Annotated in this window: 11 protein-coding genes and 2 pseudogenes; 9 read left to right on the forward strand and 4 right to left on the reverse strand. The window is 58.3% G+C overall.

Annotation, left to right across the window (positions count from 1 at the left end; genetic code table 11):
* Positions 1-26 precede the first annotated feature (26 nt).
* Positions 27-1,193, reverse strand: a complete 1,167-nt coding sequence (locus HYI44_RS14955; protein WP_225569738.1) for an ATP-NAD kinase family protein — start codon at positions 1,191-1,193, stop codon at positions 27-29.
* 161 nt (positions 1,194-1,354) lie between these two features.
* Here HYI44_RS14955 and HYI44_RS14960 point away from each other — a divergent pair, with 161 nt between their 5' ends.
* On the forward strand, positions 1,355-2,014 hold the full coding sequence (locus HYI44_RS14960) for a TetR/AcrR family transcriptional regulator (RefSeq protein WP_225569739.1): 660 nt from the start codon (positions 1,355-1,357) through the stop codon (positions 2,012-2,014).
* Between the two features lie 13 nt (positions 2,015-2,027).
* Here HYI44_RS14960 and HYI44_RS14965 read toward each other — a convergent pair whose 3' ends face one another.
* On the reverse strand, positions 2,028-2,621 hold the full coding sequence (locus HYI44_RS14965) for a TetR/AcrR family transcriptional regulator (protein WP_122839861.1): 594 nt from the start codon (positions 2,619-2,621) through the stop codon (positions 2,028-2,030).
* Positions 2,622-2,818: 197 nt separating this feature from the next.
* On the opposite strand from HYI44_RS14965, the gene HYI44_RS14970 reads away from it, so the two are divergent.
* The 8 genes and pseudogenes from HYI44_RS14970 to HYI44_RS29635 form a co-directional block, all read left to right on the forward strand.
* Positions 2,819-3,496, forward strand: a complete 678-nt coding sequence (locus tag HYI44_RS14970; RefSeq protein WP_225569740.1) for a type 1 glutamine amidotransferase domain-containing protein — start codon at positions 2,819-2,821, stop codon at positions 3,494-3,496.
* Between the two features lie 106 nt (positions 3,497-3,602).
* On the forward strand, positions 3,603-4,724 hold the full coding sequence (locus tag HYI44_RS14975) for an alkene reductase (RefSeq protein ID WP_225569741.1): 1,122 nt from the start codon (positions 3,603-3,605) through the stop codon (positions 4,722-4,724).
* Between the two features lie 399 nt (positions 4,725-5,123).
* On the forward strand, positions 5,124-5,666 hold the full coding sequence (locus HYI44_RS14980) for a DUF3833 domain-containing protein (protein ID WP_122839858.1): 543 nt from the start codon (positions 5,124-5,126) through the stop codon (positions 5,664-5,666).
* An 11-nt stretch (positions 5,667-5,677) separates the two neighbouring features.
* On the forward strand, positions 5,678-6,370 hold the full coding sequence (locus HYI44_RS14985) for an SDR family NAD(P)-dependent oxidoreductase (RefSeq protein WP_412548495.1): 693 nt from the start codon (positions 5,678-5,680) through the stop codon (positions 6,368-6,370).
* 43 nt (positions 6,371-6,413) lie between these two features.
* Positions 6,414-7,952: a cryptochrome/photolyase family protein gene (locus tag HYI44_RS14990; RefSeq protein ID WP_225569743.1), complete on the forward strand. Its 1,539-nt coding sequence runs from the start codon at positions 6,414-6,416 to the stop codon at positions 7,950-7,952.
* Complete coding sequence (locus HYI44_RS14995) at positions 7,949-8,077, forward strand: DUF2256 domain-containing protein (protein ID WP_122839855.1); 129 nt, start codon at positions 7,949-7,951, stop codon at positions 8,075-8,077. The genes HYI44_RS14990 and HYI44_RS14995 overlap by 4 nt, the downstream gene beginning before the upstream one ends.
* 368 nt (positions 8,078-8,445) lie before the next feature.
* Positions 8,446-9,129 (forward strand): annotated as a pseudogene (locus HYI44_RS29630) (PAS domain-containing protein); the annotation flags it as partial.
* A 108-nt stretch (positions 9,130-9,237) separates the two neighbouring features.
* A pseudogene (locus HYI44_RS29635) lies at positions 9,238-9,672 on the forward strand (methyl-accepting chemotaxis protein); the annotation flags it as partial.
* 453 nt (positions 9,673-10,125) lie between these two features.
* Here HYI44_RS29635 and HYI44_RS15005 read toward each other — a convergent pair.
* Positions 10,126-11,166, reverse strand: a complete 1,041-nt coding sequence (locus HYI44_RS15005; protein ID WP_045058503.1) for a Rieske 2Fe-2S domain-containing protein — start codon at positions 11,164-11,166, stop codon at positions 10,126-10,128.
* Between the two features lie 178 nt (positions 11,167-11,344).
* Positions 11,345-12,721, reverse strand: a complete 1,377-nt coding sequence (locus HYI44_RS15010) for a DUF1329 domain-containing protein (protein ID WP_225569744.1) — start codon at positions 12,719-12,721, stop codon at positions 11,345-11,347.
* Between the last annotated feature and the right edge of the window lie 43 nt (positions 12,722-12,764).

Raw genomic sequence — 12,764 nt, forward strand, 5'->3', positions numbered from 1 at the left:
TCGTTTTTTGCGGATGGAACAAATGATCAGGACCGAACCCTGAAAAAGACGGATCGGTCAGGTCCTGTGTGCACACGTATGTGGCCGCTGAGCATGGCGTCGACTTCGCCGTCACCGGTGTCGACGCTCAGGCATCCGGCGTCGAGGGAAACAAGTTTGTCCATCGAGGTGATCACAATGATGTTTTCGCGCCCGGTGCGGCGGATCACCTCGGCGCTGATCTGCTGATTACCGCGTCCGAACAAGCTGCCATGGCCGCCAAGCACACCAACGACTATCCGGGTTGCATGACCTTCCATGAGACGCATCAGCGCTTGCTCGTTGAGGTCGGCGCCGACTGACGCACCATCCATGACTGCATCGACGCCAAGCAGGGTTGAAGGCAAGCCGAGCGCAGTCATGACCCGCCGCGTGGTGGTGCCGGGCCCCAACAGGTAGAGGCAGCCGGCCTTCATCTGGCGCACGACCTGCCTGGCTACGGCGTCGAGTGCCAGGTTTTCGTTGGGGACTGAACCGGCCTTGGCGTTCTGCACCAGGTAGCGCTCGTGCGGACTGAGTGCGTAGCCATAGAGGCGCGCCGACACCTGATCAGAGCGCATGGCGGCCTCATCGATGTCCATGACTTCGGCCTCGCGAAAGCGCACCCTGAACTCGCCGGCAATGACATGGGCCGCGAGGCTGCCAGCGTTCTGCGGATTGGTAGCGAACACGGCAGAGTACATTTTCACGCCCGAGGGAATTCCGAGGATGGGCACGCGATCGCCGACGCTCTCCAGCACATCACGCGCGGTCCCATCCCCTCCGGCGAACAGCAGCAGATCGACGTCGGCGGCTGCCATGACGAGGGCCGCGTTTCGAGTATCTTCGGGCCGGCTCGCCCCAGGTAATGGTCGGTATACAACGACAGGGTCGAGACCGGCGGCGCGAGCGACGTCTTCGCCCTGGTCGCCAGCGCCGGTCAACAGTCGAAATGGCGTCGCCGAGGCTGCCAGGTGCTTGAGCGCCAGGGTGGCCCGTTCGCTCGAGACGGGTCGTGCGCCTCGGCGTATCGCTTCGCGCAGAACCTCAGGGCCATCAGTGCCCTTGAGGCCCACACGCCCGCCCATGCCGGCGACAGGGTTGACAATCAGCCCAATGGTTTTGCAATGGCCGGCGTCAAGGCCTGGACTATCGGAGTCGCGCTGCTCACGCATTGCTCGGTATCCTGTGCTGAATGGCGGCGTATCACAGGCAGAGCAGCACACTGCCCGGACTTATTGCATACGCCATGTATGTCAGTCACAATACGACATACGAGCCGTATGTCAACTCACATACGCCACGAATGTTATTTTTTTGATAAGGAAGAGGACCAATGGCGCAGAAGCGTGCAGACATGATTACCGAGACCCGCGGCAAGCTGATCAAGGCGGCGCGCGATGCATTCGCTGCGAAGGGTTATGCGCAGAGTTCGATGGATGATCTGACCGCTAAAGCCGGGCTGACCCGCGGTGCGCTCTACCATCACTTCGGCGACAAGAAAGGTTTGCTACAGGCTGTCATCGCCCAGATCGATGAAGAGATGATGGCGCGATTGTCGGTCATCATCGCGCAGGCAAATACCACTTGGGATGGTTTTGTCGATGAGTCCATCGCTTACATCAAGATGTCGCTGGAGCCTGAAATCCAGCGCATTGTGTTCCTCGACGGCCCCTCGGTGCTGGGCGATCCGTCGCAATGGCCAGGCCAGAATGCGTGCATCCGCAGCACCCAGCGCAGCATTGAGAAGCTGATCGATGAAGGCACGATCCGTGCGGTCAATTCCGAAGCGACGGCGCGCCTGATCATGGGCGCCCTGCTCGGCGCGTCCTTGTGGGTTGCCAATGCCGAGGATCCGCAAAAGGCTTGCGAGCAGGTGGCCGAAAGCTTCCTGGCATTGGTGTGCGGATTGCTACTGGAAAGTGGAAAGGGTCATCAGCCTGAGTCAGTCACGTCGGCTGACCCCGTTTCTTCGCAAAACGGTACTGCCCACTAAGCCTTTCCTGCATTCAGGCGAGGGGACATTGCAGAAGCCGCTTCGTCATCGTCATCGACGTTTGCAACGATTGCCCCGTGCGCTGCAGCTTGTTCAGCAAACTGGCACCCAACCAAAGTTGGTAGAGGGTTTCGGCCAGCTGACGAGCGTCGGCATCCGGAAGACTTTTATCCAGTTGGCCCTGTTCGATGCACACCGTGATGCGCGCGACGATGCGCTCGGCGCCATCACGGAGCGTGAGGCGCATCGATTCGGAAAGGTCGGCGACCTCTGCACTTAACTTCACCACCAGGCATTCGTCGCCATGGCCTTCCAGGGTGCAGCGGTTCTGCCATCCCTGCCAGTAATCCATCAGCCGCTCGCAGGCATTGAGCCCGGGCAGTGTCAGACGTCGTTCCATGTCCGACAGGTAGCCTACAAAGTAATCCTCAAGCAGCGCCTGCCCGTAGGATTCCTTGGATTTGAAGTAGTGATAGAACGAGCCCTTGGGCACACCGGCAGTCTGCAGGATCTCGTTCAGGCCAACGCTGGTGAAGCCTTTTTCGGCCATCATTCGGTGGCCGGTATCGAGCAGGTGTTGGCGGGTATCGTCGTAGGTCGGTTTCATGGGGCGCAAAGTACCAAACAATAGACCAGTCGTATATTTCTGATGGGCAGGAGTTTGCCATAGAGCGCGGCCGGAAACACACCTGAAAGAATTTACTAGACGACTGGTCTAATTGGTAACTATGCTGTGCCCCTCACTCCTTCCCGGGTGTCGAAGGCGAACCCGTCCTCGGACACCTGACCAACACAGGGCGCCCTATGAAAATCTTGATGGTTCTGACTTCCCACGACCAACTTGGCAACACCGGCAAGAAAACCGGTTTCTGGCTCGAAGAGCTCGCGGCCCCCTACTACGCCTTCAAGGATGCAGGTGCAGAGATCACCCTGGTGTCGCCGGCCGGCGGCCAGCCACCGCTCGATCCAAAAAGCGATGAGCCCGGTGCGCAGACCGCCGAAACCGACCGATTTCGCCAGGACCCTGCAGCGCAACTGGCACTGGCCCATACCGGGCGCCTGGCCGGTGTCAGCGCTGACGATTTTGATGCCGTGTTTTACCCCGGTGGACATGGCCCGCTGTGGGATCTGGCTGAAGACAAGCATTCCATCGCCTTGATCGAAGCCTTCGACCGCAGCCACAAGCCCCACGGCTTCGTCTGCCACGCGCCGGGCGTACTGCGTCACGTCCTCGCTGCTGATGGCAAGCCGTTGATTGAGGGTCGGGGCGTGACCGGTTTCACCAATGCTGAAGAAGCGGCCGTGGGCCTGACGGAAGTCGTGCCGTTCCTGATCGAAGACGAATTCCAGCGTCTGGGCGGGCGCTATTCCAAAGTGGCCGACTGGCAGGTTCATGTCGTCGCTGACGGCCAGTTGGTAACCGGTCAGAACCCTGCCAGCTCGGCGGCCGTCGCCGAAAAGCTGCTGCAAATGCTGGCCTGACGGGTATCAACTCACTGCCCAGGCACCGTGCGCGTCTTTTTGCACACGGTGTTTTTTTCGCCCCATCGATAGTCGACTGGTCTAATATCCAGCGAACAGGTATCCCATGAAAAACAGCGCTTACTTCACACCCGTCACCCTTGGCCGGCATACCCTGAAGAACCGTATCGTTCTGCCTCCCCTCACCCGCCAGCGCAGCACGCAACCGGGCAATGTCGCCAACCCGTTGATGGCCGAGTATTACCAGCAACGCGCCAGCGCGGGTCTACTGGTCACTGAAGGCACGCAAATCGAGCCTCGGGGTCAGGGATACGCCTGGACGCCCGGCATCCACACACCTGAACAAATTGCCGGATGGCGCACGGTCACCGAGGCTGTTCATGCCAAAGACGGCGTGATCTTCGCTCAGCTCTGGCACGTCGGGCGGGTGTCCCACACCGCGTTGCAGCCTGATGGTGCGGCACCGGTGTCAGCTTCCGCGATCGCCACCGAGCGTGTCAGCGTATTTATCGAAACGGCGCCGGGTGCCGGTGCGCTTGTTGCGCCATCCGCTCCGCGAGCGCTGAGCACGGATGAAGTCCAGGAACTGGTTCAGTTGTATATCCAGGCTGCGCGCAATGCGATGGACGCTGGCTTCGACGGCATCGAACTGCACTGTGCCAACGGTTATCTGGTAAACCAGTTCATTTCGGCTCACAGCAATGTGCGCACCGATCAGTACGGTGGCTCTCTGGGTAACCGCCTGCGTTTTCTGCGTGAAGTGGTGGCGGGCGTCGCCGAGTGCATCGGCCGGGAAAAGGTCGGCGTGCGTTTCGCGCCGCTGTTCACCACCACCGATGAAGCGCGGACCTATCTGGGGATGGTGGAGGAAGACCCGCACACGACCTACATTGAAGCGATCAAGGTGCTTGAAGATGTGGGCATTGCCTACCTGTCCATCGCCGAAGCCGATTGGGACGACGCGCCGATGATGCCGCACGCCTTTCGTCGTGCGGTGCGCGAAACGTTCAGTGGCGCGATCATTTATGCCGGACGTTACAACGCCGAATCCGGCGCGCAATTGCTTGAGTCAGGCTTGGCAGACCTCGTCGCTTTTGGCCGCCCGTTCATGGCCAATCCGGATCTGCCAGCGCGGATCGCCCACGACTGGCCGCTCAACCCACTGAACCCGGCTACGGTCTACGGCGGTAATGCCGAAGGCTATGTGGATTACCCGACCTACGAGTAATCCCCTGGTTTAGCAACGCGCTCCCATTTTCCCGGGGGCGCGCATTTCCCCCTATCTCCCTTCCGTTGCCCTCCCGCGCTCTTTGATCTGACGTTCTCGTTGCTACACAAAAAGATGGCTGACGCATTGTCAGGGGGTTTTTTTCAGCCTATCTTGAATAAAACCTATACAGATCAGTTTATGTCGTACAACTATTAAAGAATGGACTGGGCAAGCCCACGTTGACGACCCCTCCTCCATCCGCCTCGTACGACGCTGCAGTCAGCAAGATGCATTGCGCGAAAACCGCGATCCCATCTTTGGGCGGGCGCCAGAAACCTGTACACCACAGGGCACCTGTACAAGCATGTAAGGCAACAAAATTCATCCTCAGCACCTGTTCACCCAGGGAGAAAGGTAATGACACGACGTTTGGTTTTACTGGCTTTGGTACTCAGCATTGCGAGCTGTGGCAGCGTGGATGTCACCCACTATGCGGATCAGCAACCGGCATTAAATCTGGAGCGCTTTTTCAGCAAACCGGTCAAAGCCTGGGGGATGTTTCAGAAGCGTTCCGGCGAGGTGGCCAAGCGTTTCGAGGTCGACATCGTCAGCCGTCGTGAGGGCAACAACCTGATTCTCGATGAGCGCTTCCTGTACAGCGACGGCACCCGCCAACGCCGCGTCTGGACCCTCACGCCCGAGGGCCAGGGACGTTGGAGCGGTCGCGCCGATGACGTAGTGGGTGTCGCCAAAGGCGAAATCGCCGGCAATGCCTTGCGCTGGCGTTATCGCCTGAACCTGCCGGTTGACGGCACAACCTATGAAATGAGCATGGACGACTGGATGTACCTGATGGACGAGGACACGTTGATCAACCGCACCAGCATGTCCAAGCTGGGCGTCGAGGTTGGCCAGGTGACGTTGTTCTTCCGGCGCCAGGGTTCAGGAGAAACCCATTGAACAGGTTCACCATGAACTCCCTCGGCGACGGCTATCGCGCCCTGGTGATCGGCGCGAGTGGTGCCCTGGGTACGGCTTTTTGCGAGCTGCTCGGCAAGGACCCGCGATGTGCCGGGGTTCGCCAACTGGGGCGCAATACAGTGCCCGCACTGGATCTGGAGCAACCCGAAACCATCGCCAGCGCCGCCGCTGAATTGGCAGCGCAAGCACCGTACCAGTTGATCGTGCACGCCGCCGGCCTGCTCCATCGTGACCAGATCAAGCCGGAAAAAAGCTACAGCGCGATTGAGCATGAGGCGCTGCAGGCCGTGTTTCAAGTGAACGCGCTAGGGCCGGCGCTGGTGTTGCGGCACTTTTTGCCGTTGCTTGATGCCCGGGGCGCGATGGCAGTGCTCTCGGCGAAAGTCGGCAGCATCGGCGACAACCGTTTGGGTGGCTGGTACGCCTATCGCGCCTCCAAGGCCGCGCTGAATATGCTGATCAAGACCGCCGCTATCGAACTGGCCCGTACTCGTCCGCAGAGCCGACTGCTGAGTCTGCACCCAGGCACGGTCGTGTCGGGGTTGTCGCAACCATTTCGTGGGGCTACCGGCGCACGTCCGGCGGACGTTGCCGCGGCTGAACTCTTGAGCCTAATTGATCAGTTGACGCCGGCCGACAGCGGACATTTTTTTGCCTACAACGCAGAGCGCCTGCCCTGGTAGGCAGGGAACAAGCATGAACCTGCAGACGCTGGACTGAAAAGATATGAACAAGCGCCATCGGTTGTGCCTGGTCCTGGGTGACCAGTTGTCCTTTGACCTGGCTTCCTTGCAGAAACTCGATGCCCAGTGCGATACGGTGCTGCTGGTCGAGGTCATGGAAGAAGCCAGCCATGTCCCCCACCATCCGCAGAAAATCGCCCTGATCTTCAGTGCCATGCGCCATTTCGCCAAGGCCCTGCAAGACCAGGGTTTGCACGTCGAGTACGTGACCCTGGATGACCCGCAAAACAGCGGTTCGGTGGCGAGTGAACTGCGACGCTGGCAACAGCTGTTGCAAGCAGAGCAAGTACACGTCACCGAGTGCGGGGACTGGCGGCTGGAACAGGCGCTCAAGGACTGTGGCCTGGCCATCCATTGGCACGCCGACACGCGCTTTGTGTGCAGTCGCGCTGAGTTCGGCGCTTGGGCGCAAGGTAAAAAGCAGTTGCGCATGGAGTTCTTCTACCGCGAGATGCGGCGCAAGAGCGGGTTATTGCTCAATGGCGACGGCTCTCCGGTAGGCGGCGCGTGGAATTTCGATGCCGAGAACCGCAAGGCCCTGCCCAAGGGGGTGAAAGCGCCCTACCCGGTGCACTTCAGTAACGACGCCATCACTTGCGATGTGCTTGCGCTAGTCAGGGCGCGCTTCAACCATCACTACGGCGCACTCGACAACTTCGACTATCCGGTCACCCATGCCGACGCACAGGCGCTGTGGGCGTATTTTCTGGATTATGGCCTGGCAGGGTTCGGCGACTATCAGGACGCCATGGCCAGTGATGAACCTTTTCTATTTCATGCGCGCATCAGTGCGGCGCTCAATATTGGCCTGCTGGACCTGCGTCAGTTGTGCAGCGACGTGGAAGCTGCATATTGGGCGCACCGGATTCCACTCAATGCCGCCGAAGGCTTCATTCGCCAGCTCATCGGCTGGCGCGAATATGTACGGGGCGTCTATTGGCTGAAAATGCCCGATTACGCCGATGGCAATCTATTCGGCAACAGCCGGCCTCTTCCAGAGTTCTACTGGACGGGCGACACCCGAATGAACTGCATGGGACAGGCGATCGGCCAGAGTTTGAAGCATGCCTATGCCCACCATATCCAGCGGCTGATGGTGACCGGCAACTTTGCACTGTTGGCCGGCATCGCGCCGAGCCAGATTTGCGAATGGTACCTGGCGATCTACATGGACGCCTTTGACTGGGTCGAACTGCCCAATACGCTGGGCATGGTCATGCACGCCGACGGCGGTTACCTGGGTTCCAAGCCTTATTGCGCCAGTGGTCAATATATAAAGCGGATGTCTGACTACTGCCGCAACTGCGCCTACAAAGTCAGTGAGAGCACGACGGACGACGCCTGTCCTTTCAATTCACTCTACTGGCATTTCCTGATGCGTCATGGCGACCTGCTGCGCAGCAACCAGCGCATGAGCATGGTCTACAAAAACCTCGACCGCATGACCGAGCCCAAGCAGCAAGCGCTGTGGGAGCGGGGCCAGAAACTGCTCGCCAAACTGGATGCCGGGGAGTCACTGTGAAAAAAAGTGAGCTCCCGGTCAAGGTTTGCGCGGTCTGCGGATTGCCCTTCGCCTGGCGCAAGAAATGGGCACGTTGCTGGAACGAAGTGCGTTATTGCTCGGAGCGTTGCCGGCGATGTAGATGACTTGGACAGTGAAAAAGAAAACCTGAACACGATTTTAATGCGCAACGAAAAAACCTATACATGTATAGTTTTTTGTATAGGTTTTTCTGGATGTGTGTCATTCTGATATTGGTCAGCCATTACTGGATGCTCGCTGCCTAACTAACGCCGTTACCGCTCGTTCGGCATGCGCGATTCGTATCTGATTTCACAGGTTTCTTGTACATCTGACATCGATCTGCATAGCTTTCCGTTGGTTTGAAGGAAATGCCAGGCAGCCCATATCCACTGAGGTATGCATGTTCAACTCGACAATCAAAAAAGAACTGGCCGTCAGCCAGCGGCGCTTGGCTGACAGTGAAGCCACCCTTGCAGCCTTAGGTGGCTCCATGGCCCTGATTGAGTTCCAGCCTGATGGCACGATCCTCAGTGCCAATAGCAACTTCCTGAGGGTAATGGGCTATAGCGTTGAAGAAATCCAATCCCGGCATCACCGCTTATTCTGTACGCCGAAATACGCCAACAGCGCTGCTTATCAAGGTTTTTGGTCACGCCTGGGTAATGGCGAGTTCATCAACGACCGCTTCCTGCGCCTGGATAAACAGGGGCGTGAGCTCTGGCTGGAGGCCAGCTATAACCCTGTTCGCGATACCACCGGACGGGTGATCAAGGTCGTCAAGATTGCGACGGATGTAACTGCCCAGGTTCAGAAGGAACAAGAGCAGGAGAGCCAGATCAAGGCGATAAACCGGTCCATGGCAACCATCGAGTTCAACCGGCAGGGAGAAGTCGTCAGCGCCAACGAAAACTTCCTTGCAGTGCTGGGTTACCGCTTGGAAGAGATTGTTGGCAAGCACCACCGGCTGTTCTGTGAGCTTAGCGAAATCGAATCCCCCGATTACCGGCAGTTCTGGGAGCGCCTGAATCAGGGCGAATTTTTCTCAGGCAGCTTCAAGCGCCTTAACAAACAGGGACGCGCAGTCTGGTTACGTGCGACTTACAATCCGGTGTTCGACGCCAACGGCGATCTTTACAAAATAGTCAAGTATGCGAGCGATATTACTGATCAGGTTCTACAGCAGGAAACCGAGTCACGAGCAGCGCGCATGGCTTATGAGACTTCACTGAAAACTGACGATACAGCCCACGAAGGAGCCCGTGTCGTGCAGGACACCGTGGAGGTCATGCAAAGCCTGGCCGACGAGTTGAATCGCGCAGCCGAAGGTGTCAATGCCGTCAGTCAGCAGTCGGAAATAATCAGCAGTATCGTGCAGACCATCCGTGGGATTGCCGAGCAGACTAATCTTCTGGCGCTCAATGCGGCCATCGAAGCGGCTCGTGCCGGAGATCAGGGGCGAGGTTTTGCCGTGGTTGCTGACGAAGTGCGCAACTTGGCCGCACGCACGAGTCAAGCCACTGTCAGGATTGTCGAGGTGGTGCAGCACAATCGTGAATTGGCCACGGGGGCAGTGGCCAGGATGGAGACGAGTAAAGACAAGGCAGAACAAGGCGTCAAATTAGCCGGTGAGGCGGGTCAAGTGATTCTCGATATTCAGGACAGTGCTCGTCAGGTCGTACAGGCGATCAGCCATTTCGCCTCGACATTAGCACGCTGACTCAGCGATCAGCAGAGCACTTTAATAAAGCCTGAAACGCTGGGCAGCGTTGTGGCGCCCACCTCTACGACGGGGCCATCCCCATTGATAACACCTGTGGCGACAAACAGGGGCGGAGCGTTGCCCGCGGTTCCGAGGCAACACTCCCCTGAAACAGCCCTAACGAAAATCCAGCCAGTTTGAGATTCCCGAACTCAGCGAAAGGCAGCTCGCGTAGCGCTTGCACGCCTTGACGCTGGCCGACTCCGCCGGCACCGACATCTGTACAACCAACACCAGGAGAAACACTACTAACAAAGGAAAGGTGTAGGCATTTTTTATTTTCATTTTGTATTCCCTCATTGCCTTCAAATCGGACCTGAGTCATCACCATGGACTCAAGGTGGCTGTGTCCCTGGGAGCGGCGCCTTGGAGAGTATTCGCTTGCTTCTCGAAGGCGCCCTGCTCCCTCTATCAGCGCTCGTCGACCGTTATGAACTCGCGACGCAGCGCCATTGAAGCGGGCACGTCGTCCTCATTGGTGAAGAATTGCTCATACCACTCGCGCAACTGATAGACCGGGCCGTCGGTTTCTGCGAGCACCGGCTTGTCGATACGGATTTTGTGCTTCCAAATCACCACGTCCTGGTAGAACGAGTCCCGGTTGCCCTGGACATAGGCCCTGGCCACTTCCTGGTTTTGCTCTTCCGTCCAGCCCGGTACGCGCTTGACCATGCAACCAAAGCGCAAGTCAAAACTGTTTGGCGTCACTGGCACGTGGCTGTTGAGCAGAATGGCGTGGATCCGCGCATCGCCGAACATCGAACTGATATGGGTGAAGTGAGTGGCCGGACCGTAGTAGGCCGATGGTGCGATCAGGTCACCGCCCAGGCGCTCGGAGTCACCATGAAAAATCTGATGGCCGATGTGCCCTTCGAAAATGTTGGCGAAATACTTGGTTGGCGTACCGTGCACCGGCCCGAAATGCTGGGCATCCACCAGGTTATCGACCAACTCCCGTGGGTTGGTTTCGATCAGCATGGTGTCGATGTTCCAGTTATGAATCCAGTCCGGGTCGTCCATCTCAGGGAGGTGCGGAATGATCACGCCCTCTTTGGGCGGACGGCCTTCGGGGTTGTTCCAGACGAACAACAGGTTGTTCTCCTCGCAGGTCAACCAACTGCGCGTCTTGGCCTTGGGTGGAATGCGCTTGCAGTAAGGGATCTCCACGCATTTGCCGCCGGTGTCGTACTTCCAGTGATGGAACGGGCATACCAGTCTGTCGTTCTCGATGGTGCCCTGTGACAGGTCGGCGCCCATGTGCGGACAGTAAGCATCGAGAATACTGATGACGCCCTGGCTATCGGCAAACGCCACCAGCCGAGTGCCGAAGATTTCCAGGGTATGAGGCTTGCCATCACGGTAATCGTTGGCATTGCCCAGGCAGTGCCAGCCGCGCGCGTAACGGTGGGTACGCTGGGCATTCTCGATGTTGATTTCAGCGAGTTTCGTCATTGTTATTATTCCTCAAATGCAGACTTCGGGGCAGGCGATGCCCCCAAGAAATACCGGGTAATCCCATGGCGGATATCATTGAGCAGTCGCGCAGCAAGATCATCGTGCAGTTGGACTAGATCAAATGAGAGCTACTCTCAAAGTGCGCCCCTGAAACAGCGGGCGCCCTGTTTCCTGCTTACTGGCCGAAGCGGCGAGCGGCTTCCGGGCCGAAGTCCCTGGGACTGAAACCGGGTTTGTTCAACAGGTAACCGTTGCGCTGCTCGTTGATCAGGTTGAACGCCAGGTAGCTGCCGGCATTGAGGTCGTAGTACAGGCCGACGCCCGCCTGCTGGGCCTGGCTCTCGTAGGCATAGAAGTAGTTGACCATCGAGGTGCGCCACAACTCGCCACGGTTGTCGTAGTTGTCGGCGAGCATCGGAAACCAGGTGTCTTCGTCGACATACAACTTGCGTTTGCCATACAGGTGGCGATAGCCAGGTTTGAGAGTGCCTTCCAGTTCCCAGACCCTGTGACGCTCATAACGCATGGCATCGGGGTTGATATGACCGGGAGTCAACAGGCTGGCGTAGGTGAGCTTGGCGTCGTGCAGACGATAGGTGTTGTACGGAATGTACATTTCCCGTTTGCCAACGATCTTCCAGTCGTAGCGCTGGCCGGACCCGTTGAACAGGCGCACTTCATCCACAGTGATCGAGCCGCCACTGCCGGGGAATGACATGTCGAAACCATAGCCCGGCGATTGACGCACGCGCCGGGTGCCTGGATCGTAACGCCAGGCCTGGCGCGGTTCGGTTTTGTCGTTCCAGAATTCGGTGCCGGTGTTGATCTCACCCTTGTCCCGTTGCGGTAGCAGGGTTTCGTTGAGATAGAACGACGAGTTGCCGGTGGTATCGCCGATCTTGCCTGGTTCCAATGATGGGGCCAGGTTGCGCGAATGCACCCTGCCCCAGTTGATATTGCCGTCCTTGAGCACGTAGGCGTTATCGGAGGTGTACTCTTCGGTCCAGGCCCGCAAGGTGAAGGTCGAGGCATTCTTCAACAGCTCCAGCCCGCTGCGCGGCACCGGGAATGGTGTGCCGCCGGTCTTGCCAACGACCCCTTCGCCGTCATCCACCAGACGCGCCACGCTGGCATTTTCCCGAGTGGCCTGGCATACCGAGTCACTGACGCGAAAATCCCTGTGCGAGGGATACACCGGCATTTTGTAGGTGGCCGGGTACAATTTGAACAGGGCTTTTTGCCCGTCAGACAGGGAGTCACTGTACTGCGCGATGTTCTGCGCGGTGATCACAAACAACGGTTTTTCGTCCGGGTACGGATCCACGGGGTGGTGCCCCGTACCTTTGAAATCAACATGGGGCGGCGCGCCCAACCACTTGCCACTGAACGCCGGGATACTGCCATCGGCATTGCCGGCCTGTTCCGCGCCCAGGCACGTCAAGTCTTTGCCAAGGCGCGGGATGTCCTCCGGTGCTGCGTTTGCGGTGCCGATGGCACAGCATCCAAATAACAACGTCAAGGCCCAGCCAGGGGACTTATTACTGCCGGTCATTTTTATTCTCCTTGGGTTCGACAACGGTTGCCCAGTATCGACA

It is taken from the genome of Pseudomonas sp. Y24-6 (assembly GCF_020295325.1).
Taxonomy (GTDB): domain Bacteria; phylum Pseudomonadota; class Gammaproteobacteria; order Pseudomonadales; family Pseudomonadaceae; genus Aquipseudomonas; species Aquipseudomonas gregormendelii.